Consider the following 23,452-nt stretch of genomic DNA (forward strand, 5'->3'; position numbering starts at 1 on the left):
TCTATTGACTAGATTGTTTTTCAACAGTATGGGACATTGTCTTTATTAAAAAGACAATGTCTTTTTTATTATTATAAAACATATATAATGATGAAAATGGTCGTGTACAAAAAATATTTTTATGAATTTCATCAGATGGGGGTAGATGGTGATGAATAAGCCATGGGTTGGTAAGGGAATATGGAACGAAATTTACAAGGGGAAAAAGCCGAATATTCACGATGATCCATGCGAAAAAAGAAAAGCAAAAGATAATTTAGTTTCTGAATTAGAAATAGAAACTTCAGTACGTTCAATGGTAGTGAAAACCCCATTTTCTATTATTTCGGAAGTGTCTAGTTTTTTAAACTTTCCTAATATAAGTGGGAAGAATCAAGAAGTATTTGTATTTCATACTGAAAAAAATACAGAGTGTCGTGAATTAGATGCAAAGCTATTAACTACAGTACATCATTATCATGGAGGGGCTTATTGTAATTTAGTTTCTTCAAATCTTTATGAAAAAAGAGTGCTTTTAGAATTTCCTAGTCAAAAAGAAAAAGGTGATATTAAAGAGAATAGGATAGAGACATCTTCGTGGGTTCCTATCCACAGTGCGATATTAGAGAAGGAAAGAGAAGGAGAATTAAATAATTATATAACAGCGAAATTACCAATAGAAATAGGGAGGTATAAAACTGAAATTAATTTACGAGAAATGGTGGTATTTAAAGAAAAAGTCAGAAGAATAAAAGAGGTGTCACAGGAAATTATTTTGACAAAAAGTAAAATTTTATTACCAAAAATAATAAAGACGGGACAGGATCCGATTACAGTTGAAAAAGGAATCTTATTTGTAGAAGGCTATATCTTTCAGTGTATTGAATATATTATAGAACAAAGTACATCTCATGATAATGTGTACCAGTTAGTGCAAAGTATTGTATTAGAATTAATCATTCAAGTATTACAGGAGCAGGAAGTACGAGTGAAAATTCTATAATTCATATTAGACTTTACGCAGGTTCGTAAATGAGAACGATAATATATGATTGTAATAAAAGGCTTATTGTGGTGATTTATATTTAATTAACAATTTTTAAAGTGAAATTTAATTAACATTGTTTAATAAAAATACTGTTATTTGTTCATATTTTGCTCACAAATGATATAACAATCAGTGAAAAAAATATGAAATGTATTTTTACAAAAAATATAATATAACAAATGAAAAGTGTCATAAACGCTTGTTTAACAGGCATTTATGACACTTTCATAGTTTTAACATCTTCCGAAAGAAGTCCTCTTCTTCAAACAACTTGAAAGAGTGTTAAGGAGGGGTCATTCACTGTTTTATGAAATGAGCACCCTCAAAACTGTTCATCTTTCTCCCAAGATTCTACAATATAATGAGCAATCGTAGGATTATAGCCTTTTCCAACTAAAAACATAATAGCTGCAACCTCGGTCATTGCGTGCTCGACAGATGTATATTTCGATTCTTTCATTCCATAATCAACCCATGGTTTTACAAAGTCTAATACTGGCTTTTTTAAGTTTAAGAATTGTGTGCCGACTACTTGCTGGATTTGCTGTGCCGTAGGTTCGACTGGTGTTGTTGGACCAGGTGGTGAAACGCGTGGATCGTGTTGGGATTCATATGTTTGTTGCTGCGGATAAGGTTGTGGTTGATTTGGCGTATACGTATATGGATTATGATGGAACATATTTACTTCCTCCTTCGTGACAGTTCATACAACAATAGCATATGGGCGGACGAGAAAATATGTGATGAAAAAATGGTACCATGGTACAATAAGAAATTGGGTGAAGATAAATGAAAACAAACGGGAAAATTCAAGAAACGATTCTTTTTGTGAAAAACATATTACAGAACGATGCAAGTGGACATGACTGGTATCATATAGAGCGTGTACATAAATTAGCAGTTGCTTTGAATGAAAAAGAGCGGGGCAAGCGTTTTATTATTGAAATGGCAGCTTTGCTTCATGATGTAGCGGATGAAAAGCTAAATGAGAGTGAAGAAGCTGGTATGAAAAAGGTTACAGATTGGCTTGAGAAGCTAGAGGTAGAGCAATCTGATATGGACCATATCTTACATATTATTGCGAACATGTCGTATAAAGGTGGACACGGTGGAAAAGTTGAAACGCTAGAAGGGAAAATTGTACAAGATGCAGATCGTCTTGATGCGCTTGGGGCAATTGGAATTGCGAGAACATTTGCGTATGGTGGTGCAAAAGGACGCTTAATGTATGACCCTAAAGTTCCGCCGCGTCAAGAAATGACAAAGGAAGAGTACCGAAAAAGTAATGATCCGTCATTAAATCATTTTTACGAGAAATTACTGAAGTTAAAAGATTTAATGAATACAGAAGCGGGTAAAGCAGAGGCAGAAATTCGTCATCGTTATATGGAAGAGTTTATTGAACAATTTATGAAAGAGTGGAATGCAAACGTATGAAAATGTTAACAGTCGAAAACGTATCAAAATCATATGGGGATAAACCGTTATTTAATGGATTATCTTTTAGTATCGGCGAAGGGCAACGCATTGGGATTATCGGTGTAAACGGTACAGGGAAATCAACGTTATTAAAAATTATTGCAGGTGTGGAAATTCCAGACACAGGAGATATGACACATACGCGAGGTTATACAATTAGTTATTTATCACAAAGACCAGAGTTTAAAGAGAATTTGACGGTATTAGAGCAAGTATTCCATGGTGATACACCGCTAATTCGTCTTCTTCGTGAATATGAACAGGCCTTACTCAATTTAGAGAAAGATCCAACGAATGAAAAGGTGCAGGAGCAGTTATTTGTCGTTCAGCAGCGTATGGATGCGATGAACGCATGGGAAGCAAATGCAAGTGCAAAAGCATTGCTTACAAAGCTAGGTATTACGGATTTCTCACAAACAGTTGGAAACTTATCAGGTGGACAAAAGAAACGTATTGCGATGGCGCAGTGCTTCATTCAAACGCCAGATTTATTAATTTTAGATGAGCCAACGAACCATTTAGACCATGAAACAGTTGAGTGGTTAGAGGAATATTTAGCACGTTATACAGGCTCTGTGTTACTTGTTACACATGATCGCTACTTTTTAGATCGTGTAACAAATGGTATTTTTGAACTAAATAACGGTAATTTATACACTTATGAAGGAAATTACGGTGCCTTTTTAGAAGCGAAAGCACTTCGTGAAGAACAAGAAATGGCGCAAGAAGCAAAACGTCAAAACTTATATCGCCGTGAACTTGCATGGATTCGCCGCGGTGCAAAAGCTCGTTCTACAAAACAAAAAGCACGTATTCAGCGTTTTGAAGAACTGAAAAGTCAAGAAGGGCCAGCTGCAAAACAGTCTGTTGATATCGCTCTTAGTGGTAGCCGTTTAGGGAAAAAAGTATTGGAATTAAAAGATGTAACAAAATCATTTGGTGAGAAAATAGTATTACAGAACTTTAATCATATCGTAAATCCTGGCGACCGTATTGGTATTATTGGTGCAAATGGTAGCGGTAAGTCTTCTTTATTAAATATGTTAGCGCAAAAAATCACACCAGATAGCGGTGAAATTGAAGTTGGTCAAACGGTGAAAATTGCGTATTATACACAGGAAAATGAAGAAATGAATTTAAACCAACGTATGATTGAGTATATAAAAGAAGTTGCAGAAGTCATTCATACGACAGATGGGAAAGTAATTGGGGCATCGCAAATGTTAGAGCGATTTTTATTCCCTCCGCATTCACATGGTACGCCGCTTGGAAAGTTATCAGGTGGAGAAAGACGTCGTCTATATTTACTACGCATTTTAATGGGAGAACCAAATGTTCTTCTATTAGATGAGCCAACAAACGATTTAGATACACAAACATTAACGGTACTTGAAGATTATTTAGAAGAGTTTCCTGGTGTTGTCATTACCGTATCGCATGATCGTTACTTCTTAGATAAAGTTATTGATGAATTATTTGTGTTTGCTGGAAACGGTGAGGTGCGCACATACTTAGGAAGTTATAGTGATTATTTAGAGCTCCAAAAGACAGAAGCTTTACTTGAAAAAGCGGAAGTGAAAAAAGAAAAGAAAATAGAAGAGGCGCCGAAACAAAATAGAAAACGAAAACTTTCTTATAATGAGCAACGTGAATGGGAAACGATTGAAGATATAATTGCACAGTTAGAAGAGAAAATTGAAGAATTGGCAGTACAATTAGAAAAAGTAGGTGCGGACTATACGAAAGCACAACAACTGTCTGAAGAGCAGCAGCAAACGGAAGAAGAGTTGGAAAAAACGATGGAAAGATGGAGTGAACTATCTGATATTGTTGAAGGTTTAAAGTAAAAACAAGCTGCATATGTTGAAATGTAAAGAAAAACGCTTTACACTAAGAGTGACAAGTACTTTTAGGAGGGAAAAGATGAGAACATCTAATCCAATGATGAAAAAAGAGACGTTCCAAAAAGCAGGCGTCGGTACTTCCGGAATGACAGTTGGAGGTACAGTTGGTAAAACATTTATTATGCTGATTTTGTTATTAGGAACAGCAGTGTATGCTTTTATGCAAATGATTGACGGTAAAATGCAATCTTCCGTTTTAATTGGTGCGGCAATTGTTGCATTAATTCTTGCGTTTGCTTCTGCATTTGTACCACGTATTGCTCCTTTTACAGCGCCGATTTATGCAGCGGTAAAAGGAATTGTATTAGGTAGTATTTCGGCTATATATACGATGCGTTTTGGAGATTTTATCGTATTACATGCGGTATTATTAACGATTTCTATTTTGCTAGCAATGTTAGTTTTATATGCAACGCGCCTTGTAAAGGTAACAGATAAATTCCGTACAGGTGTAATGGCAGCAACGTTTGGCATTTTCATCATGTACATCACTGTTTTTATTTTACAACTATTTGGTGTAGCGGTACCGTTTTTACATCAAGGTGGTACAATTGGTATTATTGTAAGTGCAGTTATTATTGTTGTAGCATCACTAAACTTACTATTAGACTTTGATTTCATTGATGGTGGTGCACGTAGCGGTGCTCCAAAATATATGGAGTGGTACGGTGCTTTAGCTTTAATGATGACGTTAGTTTGGTTATACTTAGAAATTTTACGCTTTGTATCTTATTTCACGAGAAGTGATTGATGATTAAAAAATCCTGCATGTTTGCAACATGCAGGATTTCTTTTTGGATATTTTTAAGAAAAAAGTAGACTTTTAATCTGGTAATTATTCGAATTTACATATTTTACGAATTTCTTATCTTTTTCTACAATGAAGAAAAAATAAGAGGTGATGGTTAATGATGAATCGTGTTGTCCTAATTGGTAGATTAACGAAAGATCCAGAACTGTACTATACGAAACAAGGTATTGCATATGCTCGTTTATGTGTGGCGGTAAATAGAGGGTTTCGAAATAGTTTAGGAGAGCAACAAGCTGATTTTATTCATTGCATCATTTGGCGGAAATCTGCAGAAAATGTAACGTTGTACTGTAAAAAGGGGTCGCTTGTTGGAGTGACAGGACATATTCATACGAGTCACTATGATAATGAGATGGGAAAAAGAGTTTATAAGACGGAAGTTGTCATTGAGAGAATTACGTTTTTGGAGAGGAAAAAAGAAGAAGCACCAAAGTAGGAGTATAATGCCTAGGCATGTTACAATACAGGTAACAACAGCAATAAAGGAGAGACATTTTTGTGAAGATTAAAGGTATTGAACCGACACCGAGTCCAAATACGATGAAGGTGATTTTAAATGAAGTATTACCAGCAGGAGCACGTACAAATTATACGCGTGAAAATATGGAACAAGCTCCAAAAAAGGTGCAGCAAATCGTTCAAATTGAAGGAGTAAAAGGTGTGTATCACGTTGCCGACTTTTTAGCGGTAGAGCGTAATGCAAAATATGACTGGAAAAATATTTTACAGCAAGTGCGTGCTGTATTTGGTGAAGAAGTTGTTAAAGATGGTGAACAAGAACAAAATGCATCTTTTGGTGAAGTAAAAGTGTTTGTTCAAATGTTCTTTACAATCCCGATGCAAGTCAAATTAACGGATGGTACAACAGAAGAACGTGTTGGTTTACCAGACCGCTTTAAAGAAGCAATTATGAAAGTGCAAATGTCAGCACCAAACGTTGTGAAAGAACGCAAATGGGTAGAGCAAAGTACACGTTATGGTGAGTTTGAAGAAATCGGTAAAGAAGTAGTAGATGAGATCGTTGCAGCATATCCAGAAGAGCGTGTGTCGACAACTGTACAAGAGTTACTTCAGCAAGCAGGTGCAGAGGAAGTAACAATTACAAAGCGTGAGCCATATGAAGTAACGATGGAGATGATAAATGATCCAGACTGGACGAAACGTTATGCGGCGCTTGATCAGATGGATCCGAAAGAAGAAGATATCCCTGTACTAGAGAAAGCGTTAGAAGATGAAAAGGTTTCAATTCGTCGCTTAGTGACAGCATACTTAGGAATGATTGGTGGAAAAGCGGTACTTCCTGGTTTATATAAAGCGATGCTGGATCGTTCTGTTAGTGTGCGCCGTACAGCAGGTGACTGTTTATCGGATGTTGGTGAACCAGAAGCGATGTTTGTAATGATTAAATCATTAAAAGATCCAAGCAAACTTGTGCGCTGGCGTGCAGCAATGTTCTTATTTGAAGTAGGTGACGAAAGTGCAGTTCCTGCACTTCGAGTTGCAGAAGAAGACCCTGAATTTGAAGTGGCGATGCAAGCACGTTTAGCGCTTGAACGTATTGAAGGTGGAGAAGAAGCGAAAGGCTCTGTTTGGAAGCAAATGACGGAGTATCGCAAAGGAGAATAAAAGATGATTGTCTTTTATGATAGTTGGTGCCCGATGTGTACAGCAGTGGCAGAGCGTACGAAAGGATTAGATAAAAAGGGAAAGATAAAATTTCTTTCTTTTCGTGATCCGAAAATTATCAAGGAGTACGAACTTTCTGAGGAGAAGCAAAAGAAAATGGAGCAGCACCTTTATATATATAAAGATGGTCGTTCTTATAAAGGGATTAAAAGTGTATATGTTCTTGCGAAAGCAATCCCATCTTATTGGGGAATAGTTCCGTTTATTAAACTTTCAATTGTACTAGGGTTTGGGCATAGATTATATGATTACATTGCTAAAAATAGAAAAATCGTGCCGACTGGACATTGTAAAGACGGTGTTTGTGAATTGCCGCAGAAAAAATGAAAAAAGTACCAATGTTTCTTTTGCGTCAATTATTAGAGCGTGATATGATGAAGCAGGAATGAAAGTTGAAGGAGAGATTTAACATGTCAAATGCATACGAAGAATATATGCGTCAAATGGTAATGCCAATGCGTCAAGAATTAGTACGCGCTGGATTTGATGAACTAACAACAGCAGAAGGTGTACAAGAGTTTATGGAAAATGTAGAAGGAACAACATTGGTAGTTGTGAACTCTGTTTGCGGTTGTGCTGCAGGTTTAGCACGTCCATCAGCTGGCCAAGCGGTTGTTCGTTCTGAAAAGCAACCAAACAACCTTGTAACAGTATTTGCTGGTCAAGATAAAGAAGCAACTGCAATGATGCGTTCTTACTTTGATGAGATTCCACCATCTTCACCATCAATGGCTTTACTAAAAGGAAAAGAAGTTGTTCACTTCATTCACCGTCATGAAATTGAAGGGGCAACAATGGAAGCAATTATTAACAATTTAGAAGAAGCTTTTGAAAAGCATTGCTAAAAAGGGAGAGAGTTTTCTCCCTTTTTTTGTATATAATGAGGTGACAGTATGATTGTAACAACAGCGGGACGTACAAGTGAAGAAATGACCGCATATGCAAAAGAAGTAGCTGCCGATTTAGAAAGTAAGTTCGTTGTAAGGAATGAAGTGCCTATTTATGAATTACATAATACATATAACGAGGACGTACTTGTCGCGGGAAAAAACCGCTTAGCTATTTATCCAAACGGAACAGAAGAATCATTTTTCTTTCATCCAAACTCCGCGATGTTCCGTGTGAAAAGGCTCATGCGCGGGGAACATGATCCATTTTTACAAGCAGCGCAGCTTAAGGAAGGCATGAAAATGCTAGATTGTACGCTTGGCATGGCATCTGATAGCATCGTTGCAAGTTACGCAGTTGGTAATAGCGGAAAAGTTACAGGGTTAGAAGGTAATCGTTACATGGCTTATATTATGGAAAAGGGCTTAAAGCAGTGGGATGCAGGCACTTTGGAAATGAACGAAGCAATGAAGTGTATTACAGTAAAGTATACAGAGCATTTAACATTTCTAAAGCAGTGCGAGGATAGCAGTTACGACGTTGTATATTTAGATCCAATGTTTGAAGAAACAGTATTAGAGTCAGATGGTATCCGTGGTTTAAAATATTTTGCACTATATAATGATATTACGGACGAAACGATTGAAGAAGCAAAGCGAGTAGCAAAACAACGTGTTGTATTAAAAGATCATTTCCGGAGTAGCCGTTTTGAAAAGCATAATTTCTTTGTGTATAAAAGAAAAAGTGCAAAATTTCATTTCGGAATAATTGAAACTTGCTAATTATCAGATTATATGTATAATTAACGGTAATAAAGTGAAACTTCAATCAGTGGGGGCTCTATCCCCCGCTGATTGTTAGGTGAACCAATTGGGCTTTTACTGGCTGTTAATGCGGGATAAATAAAACCTTTCTTTTTTTGAGTAAGGAAGAGAGCACCCATCCGTGGATAGTAACGGTCAGTGCCCTTTTTGGCCTCGTACGAAATGAAAACAAAAGTATGTAGAGAAGTGGTTTTCTTACTAATATGCGTGGTCACAATTTAGAGGTTTGGAAACAGAAAGTTAATTTGATGGTTAGTGATTTTTCCTGAAGTTAGATACAAAGTATGCGACTGAGTTAGTTGCTGGAATTTTAAACTAAATCAAAAATCTGAGATGAAGAGAGTAGTTATTTTCAGAAGCGATAGCGAGCTAGGGGTGGTGGAAGCCTAGTGCAGAGAAAATAATGAAGCGCACTTCGGAGATGCTTCTTGAACGGTTAGTAGAGTAAGCCGGGGATCCCTCACCTCGTTAAAAACGGGAAAGTGGTTCGTAATGAACAACAAGGGTGGTACCACGGGCTTAAACTCGTCTCTTTTTAAAAAAAGAGGCGAGTTTTTTTATTGAAGAAAAGGAGGAGTAGAAATGAACTATAAAATGGAGTTTACTCATCATATAGGTGAAGTATTAAACGGTGATTTATTAATTGAACAAATTCATACGCTTATTGAAACGCCAAAACAAGATGAGTTTGGTGACGCCGCATTTCCATGCTTTACACTTGCAAAACAATATAAAAAAGCACCTGCTGTAATTGCTGAAGAATTAGCAGCTAAATTATCACATCCGTTATTTACAAAAATAGAGGCAGTAGGTCCTTATGTAAATGTATTTTTTAGTCGCCAGCAATTTAGTCAAGGAGTACTGCAAAAAGTTTTAAGTGAGAAAGACAAATATGGACAGCTTTATTTTGGCCGAGAAAAAACAGTTGTAATCGATTATTCTTCTCCAAATATTGCAAAACCATTTTCAATGGGACATTTACGTTCAACGATGATTGGGAATGCATTAAAGCATATTGCTGAAAAGTGTGGTTATGAAGTGGTTGGTATTAACTATATTGGTGACTGGGGTACTCAGTTTGGGAAACTTATTACTGCCTATAAGAAATGGGGAAATGAAGAACTTGTAAAAGAAGATCCAATTCGTGAGTTATTTAAACTGTACGTTCGTTTCCATGAGGAAGTAATAGATTATCCAGAACTAGAAGAAGAAGGGCGCGCAGCGTTTAAGCAGTTAGAAGATGGTGAAGAAGAAGCGGTTCATTTATGGAACTGGTTCCGCAACGAATCGTTAAAAGAGTTTTCACGCATTTATGATTTGCTTGGGGTACAGTTTTCAAATTTTCAAGGCGAGGCATTTTATAATGATAAAATGGAAGACTTCGTTTCAATTTTAGAAGAAAATGATTTGTTAGAGGAATCAGATGGTGCACAAGTTGTTAATTTAGAAGAGGAAGGCATGCCACCTTGTTTAATTAAAAAATCAGACGGTGCAACGTTATATGCGACACGTGATTTAACAGCGGCATTATATCGCCAGAATACGTATGAATTTGATAAGGCGTTCTACGTCGTTGGAGAAGAGCAAAGTTTACATTTCACGCAATTTTTCACCGTATTAAAGAAATTAGGTTTCGATTGGGTAGATGGAATGGCTCACATTCCGTTCGGACTCATTTTGAAAGACGGTAAAAAAATGTCGACTCGTAAAGGGAAAGTTGTTCTTCTTGAGGAAGTGTTGGAAGAAGCGATTGCACTTGCAAAACGAAATATTGAACAGAAAAATCCAGAGTTAAAACAAAAAGATGAAGTCGCACGAAAAGTTGGTGTTGGTGCAATTATTTTCCATGATTTGAAAAATGAACGTATGCATAACATTGAGTTTTCACTAGAAAATATGCTCAAATTTGAAGGGGAAACAGGACCATATGTACAATACACATATGCTCGTACTTGTTCTTTGCTGAAGAAAAGTGAAGAAGAATTAGAAATTGAAACAGTACAAGTGACAGATAACATCGGATGGGCGGTTGTAAAATTATTAGAACGCTTCCCGGCTGTCATTGAAACAGCATTCGCAAAATATGAACCATCTCAGATCGCAAAATATTTACTCGATGTCGCACAAGCATTTAATAAATATTATGGTAACGTTCGTATTCTAGAAGATAATGAAAAAAAAGAAAGTCGCCTAGCACTTGTATATGCAGTGATGATTGTATTGCAAGAAGGATTACGTTTACTTGGAGTGGAAGCGCCTGAGGAGATGTAAGGAGTCTGTAAGAGACATCACCATTCACTTGTCAATTAATATATGGTAATATTTTCTTGTAAGGGGATGTGGAGGTGTGAAAATGAACATAAAGACAAAATTTATCATTGCTCTTATTGGTAGTTTCTCGTTATGTAGTCTTGGAACATATCGAATTGTAACAGATATGCTTCCTGAAATGTCTTTAATTGTTGCTTACATCTTTGCAATTACAGGTTTCATAGGAGTAATAGCGAATGGGATTGCCTTAAAGAAAGTGCAGTCTACATGAATAGTGATGGATAGAGGAACTTCTAAAATGAAGTTCTTTTATTTTTGGAGAAAAGCGATAGGGTGAATGATACAAGTTTTTTCTTTATTAATTTAATTATTAGGAATACCCTGATTTTTAAGTTGTATCAATGTAAATAAATATCGAATATTTCCAATCTGCTATTTGTAAATAACATAGGAGATAACTTTTTAGAAAAGTCCGGGACATAAATCCCTTTTCTTTCTGTCTATTTGATAGGGAGACAATTAGCTCTCTTCTTTTTTAAAACTATCTCCAAATTTAGAATATACTAAGCTAAATATAATAATACTTGCAAATAAAATGAAACCAATAATGAATAGTAAATTGTTTTGTAATATGTCGCTTAATAACCAAAATACCATGCTTCCTGACAAGGCTAAAAATGTTTTCCCATAAAATCTACTCAGTGCCAGCTTATCATATTTTGTTTTTTCTTCTTTAGGTAATGTGTTAAACCCTGCAATAAGAAACGTTCCTTTTCCATTTAATAAAAAGACACCTAAAACAGTAAATAAAAAAATGCCAATACTTAATCTCATGGTAACACCTCTGTAAAGTATATCAATATGTATTAATTAAACTCTTCGATTCAAATTTGTGAAATCCTTCTCGTCAATGATAACTTCAATAGAAGATAGCATAGGATATAAATTTGTGAGTAGAACATCAGTATAAAAAATTAGAATGAATTAATCAGGTAAAGACTACTAACAATGAGTTTCTATGTCTAGTCTTTATTTACTTTATGTATCTAAGTTAGGATAGTAGTTGATAACAAATGATAAAAGCGATAAAAACTTCTAATGATAGGAAGTTTTTATCGCTTTTTTTTATGAGCTTTTATTGAATTGTCTCCATATTAAAGCAACAACTAAAAGGATAACACCAATTGAAATACCGATAATTTGATCTAATAAAATTTCACCAGTTTTCCAATAACTTATCGCAAACGTTCCTCCAAAAATAATGATAATTAAAAGTGCTAATTTAATGAGTTCAGCATTTCTTTTCAATAACTTAATCCTCCTTGTCCGACAAACACAGTATCATTTTATCGTAAAATATGCAGAGTACCAAGTTATTGTTCTGTAAGTCCTATAAAACTTCAGGACAAGTTAATGCCTTCCCATGATCTTTTCGTGTAATAGAAAGAATATATTGGATAGCTACATGTGACCAATCTTCAGCAGTTGGTGAACTAGCTATATACTCTGGTGCACATGCATGAAGCATGGGTGTGTTGATACCACCGCCGGGATCTAACGAAACAACTGTTAATTCTTCTGGCAATTCTAGTGCTAATGACTGGGTTAATCCTTCTACTGCAAACTTAGAAGCGCAGTACGGTGCCAATTCTGCTTCGCCAGCACGTCCCCAGCTGGAGCTAATGTTAATAATTGTTCCACGTTTCTTTTCAATCATCGCTGGTACGTAAGTGCGTATTACATTGACGGAACCGTTCACGTTGATATTCATGACATTTTCAAATTCTGTTGCAGAAATCTCCCAAAGAGGAGCGTTTTTATTAATGGTAGAGGCGTTATTAATGAGTAGATTCGGTGCACCGTATTGCTTAAGAATATAATTGCTCCAACTATGAACTGCTTGTGCATCGGAAACATCTACAACTTGAAAATCATGTTTATTATGAAACTCGCTTTGGAGGTGTTTTATTTTCTCTGCTGAACGACCGCATCCCACAATCATCCAGTCTAATTCAGCAAAACGATTAACTAACGCACGTCCTAAACCTTGTGTGACGCCAGTAATGACAACAAGTTTTTGCTTAGTCAAGATTATCGCTCCTTTTGATACATATATTTACTTTTATTGTATATGATTTCTTTGGGGAAAGCTTGCTATATAAGAGTGAGAGTGTTCTACATATTTAGTATGAGTTTTGTAGGTTTAGTTGTTTAACATTCTCCGAAAGAAGTTCTCTTCCTCATTAAGGAATGAGGAGGGGGAAGCCTAGTGAGTAGGGAAGGGATGAATTTCGGTTGGCGTTAGCCAAAGGATATCTTTTGCATGTTTTCCTTGTTATGTACTATAATAGAAATGAGTTAACGAACAGGTGTTCTTTGTTTATAGGTAGATTATTTTCTCCTTGTTACGATGTGAATTTGGACTGGAGCTGATGACAGTGTTATTGAATCAAAAATATGAAATGTTTCCAACAGAAGAACAAAAAGAAACGCTAGACCGTTTGGTGTAATACTGTCGTCAAACATACAATCCGTTTGAATCTGCTGAAAAATGAGTTAGTAAAAGCAAAAAAGAAAGAACATTAAATTACATAAAGGAGTAATACAATGAACAATTATTCAATAACGACTTTAACTATGAAAAGAAATTTTGATGTAGCACCTGAGAGAGTTTTTGATGCATGGCTAAATCCTGAAATGATGAGAAAATGGCTCTTTACACTAGAAGGAACAAATAAAGTAACAAAAAATGCCCCTCAAGTAGGTGGTACTTGGGAAATTGTTGATCATCGTGGTGGTAAAGATTATCGAGCGATAGGAGAATATATTGAGATTGATTTTCCGAACAAATTAGTATTTACATTTAAAATGCCGCAGTTTAGTGAATCAGAAGATACGATTACAGTTGAGATGAAAGAAATTTCAGGAGGTTGTGAAATGAAATTTTCACAACATATTATCGTTCCTCATGAAGAAAATTGGACAGAAGCGGATATCGAAAAAGTTCTTGGAGAGTATCACGATGGATCTGAACACGGTTGGAATTTAATGTTCATGGGACTAAAAGAGTTAGTTGAAACAGGACAAGTTAGTTATAAAGGTTAAATGTTGTTTCGTATCATAAAAAAATGAATGTCCTTTTTAATCAATAGATTAGTACAGGGAAATGTAATGATAAGGAGGAGTTATAATTGTTAGCTGTAATTGAAAAGGTAGAAGATGGTTATATAGCCCGTTTCGAACGACATTTTAAATATTCTGTAGAAAAGGCATGGGCAATGTTAACAGAGAATGATGAACTGTCAAAATGGTTTGCAAATCTTCGAATCGATGATCTCCGTGAGGGTGGAATTATAAAGTTTGACATGCAGGATGGTAGCTTTGAAGAAATGGAAATTTTAGAGCTCAAAACGTATTCAGTGCTAGAATACACTTGGGGCGAGGATAAAGTTCGATTTGAGCTGTCTCCAGATTCAGAGGGGTGTCGTTTCGTTTTAACAGAAAAGATAAATGTAATTACAAATCATACCCCAAAAGATCTTGCTGGTTGGCATGTATGTTTGGAGGTTATTCAAGCATTACTAGATGACAGAACTTTAGTGTCTAGAAAAGATGAATGGAAAAAATGGTATGAAAAATATGTTCAAGCGATAGCGAAAGTATCTGAAAATCAACAATAAGGTTTATTAACGAATGCTTTACTTCAAATAGGAGTAAAGCATTTTTCCTATTCAACGAAATGATTAAATTTTATTTGATAACTATAAAATTGTAGCTTTGAAAAAATATAGAAAGATTAAGTAAATCTAACAAAACCCACATATTTACCTCTGGATAGATAACATAATTATTATTCACTATATTAAATGTCTCTTTTTATTTTTATTCTGTAATAAGGTACACAATTCCTTTTTATATGCGGTTTGCTCGTAGTAAGGAAGATTTATATTAGAACTAGAAAAAATAGATTCATTACTCCAATCATGATTGAAGTAATATAAAGTTAAAAGGAATGAGTTCTGCACCATATAGAACTCATTCCTTTTAAGTCGCCTAAGCATATGTGCCTAATTTTTTAATTCACTTTGCCGCTTTTTTTATATTTAGATTACGATTGATGAAAAAATCCTAACGCATATTTTACAGCTTCATGAATGTCAGTTGTTTCATATGCTAGTAATTCGTCAGCGGTGATGTTTAATTTCACATTTTTTAATTCATAACCACTATCTAAATCGATATTTAACAACACTTCATACCCATCTGCGCTTGAATTTGCTTCAATAATATCAAAAGTTTGAATCGCCGTCCCAGTTTCATATTGAATTGGATCTAAAAAGTCTGCCATTATTGCACCGTCCTTTCTTTTTAAAGTAGTTTGTCGTATGTAAAGATACGTCAGTAGTGTAACCGCTATGGCTGCTTATATGCATTTTTGATTTATCTTTTTAGCCCGCATTAACGGGCTGTAAGACTCCCACCTCAAAACTTGAGAGAAGCGAAGAAGTTTAGGTGGAAGATAAACAGCCCGAATCTAGCTACGACTCCTAAGCACTCGAGCCACAAGCTAATCCTTTCTGTGGCAAACTTCGCCACGCCAAGGCTTATCTTGTGCTTGTCGTGCTTGAACAGTCGTCTTCGCTTTTGAATGTAAAAGCCCGATTGGTCGGGCTAACACTCAGTGGGGAATGGAGAAAACCCCCACTGAGTGAAGTTTCACTTTATATGAAAGATTGTTTGTATAACAAATATAGTAACAGGGAATAACATATAATGATTAGATATTTAATTCTGAATTCATTGACAAAAGAAGTGGGATTCACATACAATAACTGTTAACAAAGTATACAAATCTGATGACGAGAACGAGTAAAATATAGGACTGTTCCCCAGAGAACCGGTGTATTGCTGAAAGCCGGTGTTCGGTATATATTTGAAAATCATCTCCGAGGAGTCGGGCTGAATGGAGTAAGTTCGAACGGTTGTCTGCCGTTACAAAGAACACGTATGATTGTACGTTGCTGAGAGCTATTGATGCATGAGTATCAATAGAAGTAGGGTGGTAGCGCGGGTAAACCCGTCCCTAATGATATAGGGACGGGTTTTTGTGTGCTTTTCAATATAAAGGAGTGGATTGTAGATGAAGAAAGTAGATGTAAAAGAGTCAGCTGTAAGGAGAGAAGCGCGAATTCGCCAGCAGTGGCAAGAGCAGGATACTTTTATGCAATCGATTCGAAATCGCGAAGGGACACAATCGTTTGTATTTTATGAAGGACCGCCAACTGCAAATGGTCTTCCTCATGTCGGGCATGCACTCGGACGAACAATTAAAGATGTTGTTGCAAGATATAAAACGATGACAGGGTATAAAGTATTGAGAAAAGCGGGCTGGGATACACATGGATTACCGGTTGAGTTAGGGGTCGAGAAGCAACTTGGCATCTCTGGTAAGCATGAAATTGAAAAATATGGTGTAGAAGATTTTCTGAAAAAGTGTAAAGAAAGTGTATTTACGTATGAAAAGCAGTGGCGTGAATTTACAGAAAGTATCGGTTATTGGGTCGATATGGATGCACCTTATATTACACTTGAGAATAACTACATTGAAAGTGTTTGGCATATTCTTGGGACGATTCATGAAAAAGGATTGTTATATAAAGGGCACCGCGTTTCACCATATTGCCCAAGCTGCCAAACGTCGCTAAGTTCGCATGAAGTAGCGCAAGGGTATAAGACGGTGAAAGATTTAAGTGCGACTGTAAAGTTTAAGGTGAAAGATAGAGACAATGAGTATTTCCTTGGTTGGACGACAACGCCTTGGACACTTCCGGCTAACGTTGCACTCGCTGTTCATGCCGAAATGGAATATGTAAGGGCGCAGCAAGGAGAGAACGTATATATCGTTGCGAAAGAGTTAGTAAAAAAAGTATTACAAGGGGAATATGAGGTGTTGTCTGTCCATAAAGGAAATGAGCTAACAGGACTTTCTTACGTCGCTCCGTTCCAATTTGTACAGGTGGAAAAAGGGCACGTTGTTGTAAGTGCGGACTTCGTAACAGCAAACAGTGGTACCGGCATTGTTCATCTTGCACCTGCTTACGGAGAAGATGATTATAAAGTTGTAAAGGAACATGATTTATCGTTTGTAAACGTTGTAAATGGGAAAGGAGAATATACAGAGGCGGTTCCATTGTTACAAGGAAAGTTTGTAAAGGAATGTGATGTAGAAATCGTCCGCTATTTAGCGCACCATAACCTTTTGTATACAAAAGAAAAATATGAACATAGCTATCCACATTGCTGGCGCTGTGATGCACCACTTTTGTATTATGCGAGTGAAAGTTGGTTCATTCGAACAACTGCGTTACAGGAAAAGTTTTTACAAAATAACAATGAGGTTATTTGGCATCCGGATCATATTAAGCATGGCCGCTTCGGTAACTTTTTAGAAAATATGGTCGACTGGAATATTAGTCGAAATCGGTACTGGGGTACGCCGCTTAATGTATGGGAATGTAAAGGATGCGATCATCAGTTTTCGCCAAGAAGTATTGCCGAATTAAGAGAGCATGCTGCTCATGATGTTGATGAACAGATTGAACTTCATAAGCCATATGTTGATAACGTTACAGTTCGCTGCACGAAATGTGATGGAGATATGAAACGTACACCAGAAGTTATTGATGTTTGGTTTGATAGTGGATCGATGCCATTTGCGCAGCAACATTATCCGTTTGAAAATAAAGAACTATTTGAAGAACAGTTCCCAGCAGATGTAATCGCAGAAGGAATTGATCAAACGCGCGGGTGGTTTTATAGTTTGCTTGCAGTGTCGACGCTCTATACAGGAAAAGTACCATATAAGCGTGTATTATCACTTGGTCATGTGTTAGATGAGCATGGACAGAAGATGTCAAAAAGTAAAGGGAATGCGTTGGATCCAATTGAGTTAGTAGAAAAGTTTGGAGCAGATGCGCTAAGATGGGCTTTACTTGTTGATAGTGCACCGTGGAATCCGAAGCGCTTTTCTGAGCGAACAGTGGCAGAGGCAAAGTCAAAACTTGTTGATACGTTATTAAATGTATATAGCTTTTATGTACTGTATGCGAATTTAGATGGATATAAGCATGGGGAAGCGGATAATCTAAAGAAAACAAAATTAGATGAATGGGTATTATCGAGATTAAATAGTACTGTTCAAAAGGTAAGAGATTCATTAGAAGAGTATCAGTTTACAGCTGCTGCACGTGATATTGCATTGTTTGTGGAAGAAGTAAGTAACTGGTATGTAAGACGTTCCCGTAGTCGTTTTTGGGAAGCTGGTATGAGTGCTGAAAAATTAGCCGCATACGATACGCTTCATACCGTACTTGTTACAGTAAGTAAATTGCTTGCACCTTTTACACCATTTTTGGCGGAAGATATTCATGCGAATTTAGAAGGAAGTAGCGTACATGTAGCGGATTATCCAGTATGTGAACAGTCATTGTTAAATGAAAGGCTTGAAAAAGAAATGGCAGCTGTATTAGCAGTTGTAGAGCTTGGACGCAGCGTACGAAATGAACATAACTTGAAAGTAAAGCAACCGTTAGCAAAGCTTGTTGTATTAGAGCATAAAGAGAAAAATATGAGCTGGGAGTTCTATCAAGATATTATTCAAGATGAACTGAATGTGAAACAAGTTACAGTGGAACAAAATGATGAAGAACACGTATCGTATCAGCTGAAATTAAACTTTAAACAAGCTGGACCGAAATTCGGAAAAGACGTAAATATCGTCAAAAATTGGCTACAAAACTTATCAAGTGAAGAGGTCCAATTATTTGTTCAAAATCAAGAAATGGTATGCCTATTATTACAAGGAGAAAATCGTGTTATTACAGAAGCAGATGTACATGTTGAAAAAGTAACGAAAGCTGGATTTGCAGATGCAACAAATGGAGAGTATACCGTTATTCTTGATACAAATGTAACAAAAGAGTTATTAGAAGAGGGAATGGCACGTGAATTTATTCGTGCAGTCCAAGATTACCGGAAGAAATTAAATTTACCAGTGAATTTACGAGTAAACATCGAACTTACAGCAGATGAGGAGTTACAATCTGCTGTAACGAAGCATAAACAATTATTGCAAGAAAATTTATTGATGAAGCAGTTATTACTCCATGACTCTTTGGAGCAAGGAGAAGAAATAGAAGTGGGAACGAAAAAGGTGTGTATGAAACTAAGTCCAGCTAGTTGAAAAAAATTTGAAAAAGAGCTTGCATTTTTGGAATTAAAAGAATAGAATATTCTGTAAATATAAAAAGTGATGAACAGGAAAAGTACATGATGAACTGATCTACAGAGAGCAATCAGTAGCTGAAAAGATTGCGGTGCGGCATGATGGAAAGACACCTGTGAGCGTTACTTTGAACGTGAACAACTAGTAAAAGTAAACGGCGCCTGCCGTTATCAGGTATAGAGTGGTCAATGATGACAATTTGGGTGGTACCGCGGTTCAATCCGTCCCTTGTAGAGGGGCGGATTTTTGTGTTTTTTGAAAGGGGGTGAGCGGCCGTGGATGATGACGATGACAACAATAATAATCGCATGACAATACAAATAGTAGGAGGAAAAAGAAATGAACAAACAGTTGAAGCGGTCGCTTACAGCGGAATGTAAAGAAAATACAACGGTAATGATACAAGGATGGGTGAAGAAGATTCGTCATCTTGGCAACATTAGTTTTTTACTACTTCGTGATAGATCAGGTGTAATGCAGTGCATTTTAGAACATGAATGGGCTGGATATAAAGTAGAAACGGAAAGTGTTGTACAAATAATTGGGAAAGTAGTTGCAACTGATAAAACAGAGCTTGGCATCGAATTATTAGTAGAAAACATTCAGCTTTTAAATAGCAGTGAGCCAATTCCGTTTGAGGTAAACAAAAAGAAACTACAAGTTGGTTTAGATCAAATGCTTCATGCTCGCACACTATCTTTCAGACATGAACGAGTAAAGGCGATTTTCGCCATTCAATCCGCACTTGCGCAGGCATTTAGTGAATATTTATTAGAGCAAAGTTTTACAAGGATTTTTACACCAAAACTTGTTTCACAAGGAGCAGAAGGCGGAGCAAATGTATTTCAGATTGAATATTTCGGAAAAGAGGCATATTTAGCACAGTCACCGCAGTTTTATAAACAAATGATGGTCGCAGGTGGATTAGAGCGTGTATTTGAAATTGCTCCTGTATACCGGGCGGAGCATCATAACTCTTCTCGTCATTTGAATGAGTATATTTCATTAGACGTAGAGCTCGCTTTTATTGAAGATGTATATGAAGTAATGCAACTTGAAACAGACGTGCTTCGTTATATGTTCCAAAAGGTAAAACAAATTTGTGCGAAGGAACTAGAACTTCTGCAAATTGAAGTTCCTGTTATTACAGAAATTCCGAAGTTAACGGTTGCAGAAGCGCAAAGTATTTTACAAATGAACTATAAGAAGGAATCTCCGTTTGGTGACTTAGACTCTGAAGGGGAAAAGTTACTTGGCAAATATGTAAAAGAGACCTATAACAGCGATTTTGTATTTATTACTCATTACCCAAAAGAAACGCGCCCGATGTATACAATACCAAATAAAGAAAACCCGTCTATAACAGACTCCTTCGACTTGCTATATAAAGGATTAGAAATTACGTCAGGTGCGCAGCGTATTCATGAGTACGATATGTTAGCTCGTTCCTTTGAAGAAAAAGGTTTACACATCGAAAATTTCGAATCCTATATGGATACGTTCCGTTATGGATGTCCTCCGCATGGTGGATTTGCAATCGGTTTAGAACGACTCGTATATAAATTGTTAAACTTATCAAATGTTCGCGAGGCAAGTGCATTTCCGAGAGACTGCACGCGTTTAGTACCATAAGAAAAATAATGATTTGTATCGAAAATTCTTGTGAATGAAGTGGTTACTAATACACAATTAAGGGCTGTAAGTACAGCCCTTAATTATGTATTTAGTTCATTACTTGTATTTCTTTTGGGAGAGAGGAATGTCCAATCCAACTCTCAATTAAATGGTGAAACAGTATGGGGTTTGCTAGAGAGGTACCATGTCCGATTTCAGAAATGATAACACCTTTACAATTTGGATTATTTTGAACGATTTCAGTCATTGAATCTTTCATGATCCGTTTTTCTTTTTCTCCAACAGTGGCTAATATGTTACTCTGGGCATTTTTGAAGGTGTTTGGGATTGTAAATGACATGTTTTCTACCATTATTTGAGCTAAAAGATCTTTGCTCATGTGACACACTTCTTCGTAATATGTTTCAAAATAATCGTTATTTATGTACATAGATTCGGCTTGTAGTTTAGCTAACTTCTTATTTTTTATAAGGGGATGCACAAATGTAACTGCTCTTTTTAGCATGTTAGCAAAAGGTATAGGTTTTACTAAGGCACTGTTAATCATAGCGTAATGAATGAGATTAGGTCTCATGCTAAGCATAGCAATTAATATTTGAGCACCTAAAGAAAAACCGATGACGATAACTGTCTTACCTTTGCTTTTCTCTTCAATTAATTGAATAATTTGTTCAGCGCTATCATTTATTGAAAAGTAACGGTTCTCATTACTTTTTCCTTGCCCCGGAAGATCAGGAACTAAGCAATGGAAATTCTTGAAGTGCTCAATTTGTTTATCCCACATCCACCCACTAACTCCGCCGCCATGAAGAAAAACCATAAGCGGTGAGTTTTCATTTTTTATCTCTTTATAATGTAAATTCATATGTGTATCATTCACTCCTTTTAAGGTGGTTAATCCCAAACTTTAAACCTAAAATATTCCATATATCTATCATTATATGAAAAAATAACCATTTGAACTACTCTTACACCATACGTAATTTTATCCCGCATTAACGGGCTGTAAGACTCCCACCTCAAAACTTGAGAAAAAGCGAAGAAGTTTAGGTGGGAGATAAACAGCCCGTAAAAGCCCGATTGGTCGGGCTACACTCAGTAGGGGATGAAGAAAACCCCTGCTGAGTGAAGTTTCACTTTATCTTTACTCCATAATAGATACGTTAGCGTGAGTTATATTCCTATGTTTAAATTCACATGGCACGAAGCAGTCAAAGGTTCTGACCGTCACTATGCATGTCTAGTCGCAGTTGCTCTGTCTAACCAAAAAAGAAAAGGTTTTTAATCTCACTATATTTTCCACATCTTCTCATCATTTTCTAATCTTTCTCTAACTCCCTTCTTTTTTTATAGCTTTAATATAAGTATCAGAAAGATAAATAAACAAAAAACATATATAAATTGGGGAATTTGAAGGGAGCTTGTATATGATGAGAGTTTTAGTTGTGCCTTCGGGCTTTAAGGAAAGTTTAGATGCGGAACAAGCAGCACAGTGCATGCAAGAAGGGATTAAAAGAGTAATGCCACTTGCAAAAGTGCAAATGTTACCAATGGTTGACGGTGGAGAAGGGTTTACAAAAGCACTTGTGAAAATTACAGGAGGAAGCATTTATAATGTGACGGTTACAGGACCAGTTGGGCAGGAAGTGAATTCTCACTTTGGCGTATTTACTAGAAAAGGAGAAGGACGCACAGCTGTAATTGAAATGGCAGCTGCAGGCGGTCTAAGGCTTGTGCCAAGAGATATGCGTGACCCAAGAAAAACAACAACACACGGAGTTGGAGAATTAATAAAAGCTGCTTTAGATACAGGTGTTGATCGTATTTTAATTGGCTGTGGTGATTCTGGAACGAGTGACGGTGGAGCTGGTATGGCAGAAGCGTTAGGTGTGAAGTTTTTTAATGAAAAAGGGGAGATAATTAAGATAAAGGGCGGCATCTCACTTTCTGAAGTACATCGTATTGATACGTCAAGTCTTGATCCAAGGCTTGCATATGTACAAATTGATGTAGCATGTAACTGGTTTAACAAATTATGCGGAGAAAATGGTGTTGCACGTGTGTTTGGTCCGCAAAAAGGAGCAACGGAGGAACAAGTTGTGCAGTTAGAAAAAGGATTAGAACAATATGCAGCTGTTATAAAAAAACAGACTGGGCTGGATGTTCGTGAAATGCCAGGAGGCGGTGCATCAGGAGGACTTGGAGCTGGATTACAAGCATTAATTGGTGCGAAATTACACCCACGTTACGATATTATTATGAAATATATTCATTTAGATCATTTGTTAAGAGAAACTGACCTTGTTTTCACTGCAGAAGGTAGCATTGATTTTCAAACGCCTCGTGGGAAAATTCCAGCAGAAGTAGCGCAGCGGGCGAAAAAATATAATTTACCAGTTGTTGCGTTAGTTGGAACGATCGGTAAAGGAGCAAGGTTAAATTATGACTATGGTATCGATGCATATACGAGTATCGTACCGATGCCAGCAACGATAGAAGAAGCATTTATTAACGCAGAAAAATGGTTAACAAACTGTACAGAAAGCGCAATGCGTACCATTTTAGTAGGGTATCAAATTGCATCGCGGATCAATAAGAAGGGGCGAGTTTCATGACTGTTGCATTACAAACAGAACAAACAAG

General features: G+C 36.5%; 21 protein-coding genes, 1 pseudogene and 3 other annotated features. Of the genes and pseudogenes, 16 read left to right on the forward strand and 6 right to left on the reverse strand.

Features of this window, described 5'->3' with window-relative positions; all coding sequences use genetic code 11:
* The first annotated feature begins 151 nt into the window (after positions 1–151).
* Entirely contained in the window at positions 152–982 is an 831-nt protein-coding gene (locus tag BAMA_RS16150; RefSeq protein WP_034641128.1) for a BC_2427 family protein, read from the forward strand.
* A 367-nt stretch (positions 983–1,349) separates the two neighbouring features.
* Here BAMA_RS16150 and BAMA_RS16155 read toward each other — a convergent pair.
* A pseudogene (locus tag BAMA_RS16155) lies at positions 1,350–1,730 on the reverse strand (hypothetical protein); the annotation flags it as partial.
* Between the two features lie 86 nt (positions 1,731–1,816).
* Between BAMA_RS16155 and BAMA_RS16160 the strand changes: the two are divergent.
* From BAMA_RS16160 to BAMA_RS16205, 10 genes are all read left to right on the forward strand, one after another.
* Positions 1,817–2,464, forward strand: coding sequence for an HD domain-containing protein (locus tag BAMA_RS16160; protein WP_034641129.1), 648 nt, complete (start codon positions 1,817–1,819; stop codon positions 2,462–2,464).
* Positions 2,461–4,353 carry an ABC-F family ATP-binding cassette domain-containing protein gene (locus BAMA_RS16165; protein ID WP_034641130.1) on the forward strand — a complete coding sequence of 631 codons (1,893 nt, stop codon included), beginning with the start codon at positions 2,461–2,463 and terminating at the stop codon, positions 4,351–4,353. Before BAMA_RS16160 ends, BAMA_RS16165 begins: the two co-directional genes overlap by 4 nt.
* A gap of 76 nt (positions 4,354–4,429) precedes the next feature.
* On the forward strand, positions 4,430–5,161 hold the full coding sequence (locus tag BAMA_RS16170) for a Bax inhibitor-1/YccA family protein (RefSeq protein WP_034641131.1): 732 nt from the start codon (positions 4,430–4,432) through the stop codon (positions 5,159–5,161).
* Positions 5,162–5,318: 157 nt separating this feature from the next.
* Positions 5,319–5,657 (forward strand): single-stranded DNA-binding protein, encoded by a 339-nt coding sequence (locus tag BAMA_RS16175; RefSeq protein WP_034641132.1) that lies wholly within the window; start codon positions 5,319–5,321, stop codon positions 5,655–5,657.
* A 62-nt stretch (positions 5,658–5,719) separates the two neighbouring features.
* Positions 5,720–6,847: a conserved virulence factor C family protein gene (locus BAMA_RS16180; protein WP_034641133.1), complete on the forward strand. Its 1,128-nt coding sequence runs from the start codon at positions 5,720–5,722 to the stop codon at positions 6,845–6,847.
* A 3-nt stretch (positions 6,848–6,850) separates the two neighbouring features.
* The gene (locus BAMA_RS16185) at positions 6,851–7,234 is read left to right on the forward strand and encodes a thiol-disulfide oxidoreductase DCC family protein (RefSeq protein WP_034641134.1); all 384 of its coding nucleotides are present in this window, start codon (positions 6,851–6,853) and stop codon (positions 7,232–7,234) included.
* Positions 7,235–7,317: 83 nt separating this feature from the next.
* Positions 7,318–7,752 carry a BrxA/BrxB family bacilliredoxin gene (locus BAMA_RS16190; RefSeq protein ID WP_034641135.1) on the forward strand — a complete coding sequence of 145 codons (435 nt, stop codon included), beginning with the start codon at positions 7,318–7,320 and terminating at the stop codon, positions 7,750–7,752.
* Between the two features lie 48 nt (positions 7,753–7,800).
* Positions 7,801–8,577, forward strand: coding sequence for a class I SAM-dependent methyltransferase (locus BAMA_RS16195; protein WP_034641136.1), 777 nt, complete (start codon positions 7,801–7,803; stop codon positions 8,575–8,577).
* A gap of 363 nt (positions 8,578–8,940) precedes the next feature.
* Positions 8,941–9,155, forward strand: a binding site (T-box leader).
* Between the two features lie 46 nt (positions 9,156–9,201).
* Positions 9,202–10,890: an arginine--tRNA ligase gene (gene argS, locus BAMA_RS16200; RefSeq protein ID WP_034641137.1), complete on the forward strand. Its 1,689-nt coding sequence runs from the start codon at positions 9,202–9,204 to the stop codon at positions 10,888–10,890.
* A gap of 82 nt (positions 10,891–10,972) precedes the next feature.
* Complete coding sequence (locus tag BAMA_RS16205; RefSeq protein ID WP_034641138.1) at positions 10,973–11,161, forward strand: hypothetical protein; 189 nt, start codon at positions 10,973–10,975, stop codon at positions 11,159–11,161.
* A gap of 248 nt (positions 11,162–11,409) precedes the next feature.
* On the opposite strand, the gene BAMA_RS16210 is transcribed toward BAMA_RS16205, so the two are convergent.
* From BAMA_RS16210 to BAMA_RS16220, 3 genes are all read right to left on the reverse strand, one after another.
* Positions 11,410–11,724 (reverse strand): DUF3784 domain-containing protein, encoded by a 315-nt coding sequence (locus BAMA_RS16210; RefSeq protein ID WP_034641139.1) that lies wholly within the window; start codon positions 11,722–11,724, stop codon positions 11,410–11,412.
* Between the two features lie 291 nt (positions 11,725–12,015).
* Complete coding sequence (locus tag BAMA_RS16215) at positions 12,016–12,198, reverse strand: hypothetical protein (protein WP_034641140.1); 183 nt, start codon at positions 12,196–12,198, stop codon at positions 12,016–12,018.
* A gap of 82 nt (positions 12,199–12,280) precedes the next feature.
* On the reverse strand, positions 12,281–12,979 hold the full coding sequence (locus BAMA_RS16220; RefSeq protein WP_034641141.1) for an SDR family oxidoreductase: 699 nt from the start codon (positions 12,977–12,979) through the stop codon (positions 12,281–12,283).
* Between the two features lie 518 nt (positions 12,980–13,497).
* Here BAMA_RS16220 and BAMA_RS16225 point away from each other — a divergent pair.
* Both BAMA_RS16225 and BAMA_RS16230 read left to right on the forward strand, forming a co-directional pair.
* Positions 13,498–13,995, forward strand: a complete 498-nt coding sequence (locus tag BAMA_RS16225) for an SRPBCC family protein (protein WP_034641143.1) — start codon at positions 13,498–13,500, stop codon at positions 13,993–13,995.
* Positions 13,996–14,081: 86 nt separating this feature from the next.
* Complete coding sequence (locus BAMA_RS16230; RefSeq protein WP_034641146.1) at positions 14,082–14,570, forward strand: SRPBCC family protein; 489 nt, start codon at positions 14,082–14,084, stop codon at positions 14,568–14,570.
* A gap of 428 nt (positions 14,571–14,998) precedes the next feature.
* On the opposite strand, the gene BAMA_RS16235 is transcribed toward BAMA_RS16230, so the two are convergent.
* Positions 14,999–15,238 carry a hypothetical protein gene (locus BAMA_RS16235; protein ID WP_034641148.1) on the reverse strand — a complete coding sequence of 80 codons (240 nt, stop codon included), beginning with the start codon at positions 15,236–15,238 and terminating at the stop codon, positions 14,999–15,001.
* A 499-nt stretch (positions 15,239–15,737) separates the two neighbouring features.
* Positions 15,738–15,978 (forward strand) — a binding site (T-box leader).
* Positions 15,979–16,030: 52 nt separating this feature from the next.
* Between BAMA_RS16235 and ileS the strand changes: the two genes are divergently transcribed.
* Positions 16,031–19,132 carry an isoleucine--tRNA ligase gene (ileS, locus tag BAMA_RS16240; RefSeq protein WP_034641150.1) on the forward strand — a complete coding sequence of 1,034 codons (3,102 nt, stop codon included), beginning with the start codon at positions 16,031–16,033 and terminating at the stop codon, positions 19,130–19,132.
* 60 nt (positions 19,133–19,192) lie between these two features.
* Positions 19,193–19,406: a binding site (T-box leader), on the forward strand.
* A gap of 107 nt (positions 19,407–19,513) precedes the next feature.
* Complete coding sequence (aspS, locus tag BAMA_RS16245) at positions 19,514–20,806, forward strand: aspartate--tRNA(Asn) ligase (RefSeq protein ID WP_034641153.1); 1,293 nt, start codon at positions 19,514–19,516, stop codon at positions 20,804–20,806.
* A 91-nt stretch (positions 20,807–20,897) separates the two neighbouring features.
* Here the strand turns inward: aspS and BAMA_RS16250 are convergent, their stop codons facing one another.
* On the reverse strand, positions 20,898–21,674 hold the full coding sequence (locus tag BAMA_RS16250) for an alpha/beta fold hydrolase (protein WP_034641155.1): 777 nt from the start codon (positions 21,672–21,674) through the stop codon (positions 20,898–20,900).
* Positions 21,675–22,239: 565 nt separating this feature from the next.
* On the opposite strand from BAMA_RS16250, the gene BAMA_RS16255 reads away from it, so the two are divergent.
* Entirely contained in the window at positions 22,240–23,424 is a 1,185-nt protein-coding gene (locus BAMA_RS16255; RefSeq protein ID WP_034641346.1) for a glycerate kinase family protein, read from the forward strand.
* Positions 23,425–23,452 lie beyond the last annotated feature (28 nt).

This window comes from Bacillus manliponensis, from assembly GCF_000712595.1.
Taxonomy (GTDB): Bacteria; Bacillota; Bacilli; order Bacillales; family Bacillaceae_G; genus Bacillus_A; species Bacillus_A manliponensis.